We start from the raw sequence: 1367 nt of genomic DNA, 5'->3' as shown, positions 1-1367 counted from the left end.
ATTAGGCAGCTTGATAAAAGTGAGTCCGGTATTGTACCGGGCTCATTTTTAATTTTGCCTTAATCCGTTTCGTATTATAATAATCTATATATTTTTCTAATTCTATTTTAAAGTGCTCTACATTTTCAAATTCTTTTATGTAGAGGAACTCCGATTTCATAATCCCAAAGAAATTTTCTATTACTGCGTTGTCGTAACAGTTGCCTTTTCGAGACATACTCTGGACGATAGCTCTTGATTCTAGTGTACGGACGTATTGTCTCATTTGATAATGCCATCCTTGATCCGAATGCATCAGTAGCTGGTGCGTTTCAGGTAAACGTTCCAATGCTTTCTCTAACATGTCTGAAACAAGCGAATACGTCGGTCTAGAACCAATTGTATAGGTAATAATTTCACCATTATACAAATCTAATACAGGTGATACATACAGTTTTTCTCCAAACAATTTAAACTCTGTGATGTCTGTTACCCACTTTTGATTCGGTGCATCTGTATGAAAATTACGCTCTAAAATATTAGGTGCAATTCTACCGACTTTTCCTTTATAGGATTTATATTTCTTCATACGCACAACACACTTTAACCCAAGCTCTTTCATAATGCGCTGAACCTTCTTGTGGTTCACTTTCTGGCCACGATTCGTTAATTCATCACGAATGCGACGGTAACCATAACGACCTTCATTTTCCTCATAAATCGCTTTAATCTCAGCTTTCAAATCGGCATCTACATCTGGACGATTCATTTTCTTTACTAAATCATAATACGTGCTTCGAGGAATAGTAGCTAGCTCCACGAGTGCCTTCACCGAATATTTATGCCTTAATTCATAGACTACTTGCGCTTTGTCTTGTTTTGTGATTTTTCCTTGTTTTGAACTAAGGCATTTAACTTTTTTAAGTACTCATTTTCCATCTCAAGCTGTTTAATGCGTGCTTCAAGTGCTTCGACTGACCCTTCAGCTAAATGTTGTTTTAATTGTTTATTTGAATCTTTTTTCATGGATGGACGCCCCTTTTTCTTAGATTGAAGGGCATCAATTCCTTGTGTTTCGAGCTGTTTTTTCCAAACAGAAATCGTTGAAGGGGCAGGAATATTAAAGATAGCTGCCGTCTCAAATAAGGACATACCGTTTTCAATCATAAAGTTTAGTACGTCTAGTTTAAATTGTTGTGTGTAATTTGTACATCGTTTTAGAAAAGCTTCCAGACCATTCTGTTTATATTGGTTTACCCAATTCAAAATGATTGTGTCACTTATACCGAGCGATCTACCCATTTCTCGATAACTTTCATTTCCGTTCAAATAACGTAGAACGATTTGTATTTTTTCATCAGCTGTAAATTTAGCCATAGAAAAACTGC

The 1367-nt window shown here is 35.9% G+C and carries 1 protein-coding gene; it reads right to left on the bottom strand.

The features are described from left to right. Position 1: 1 nt before the first annotated feature. Positions 2-1356, bottom strand: a protein-coding gene (locus tag ACYFX0_RS30935; RefSeq protein WP_085959122.1) for an IS3 family transposase whose coding sequence is annotated in 2 segments (ribosomal slippage) — positions 2-903 and positions 903-1356 — 1356 coding nt in all. Because the reading frame shifts where the segments join, the coding sequence is not laid out codon by codon here. Between the last annotated feature and the right edge of the window lie 11 nt (positions 1357-1367).

It is taken from the genome of Bacillus sp. NEAU-Y102, assembly GCF_054788175.1.
The sequence above is the reverse complement of the archived record's forward strand: the minus strand, read 5'-3'. Positions and strand labels throughout refer to the sequence as shown.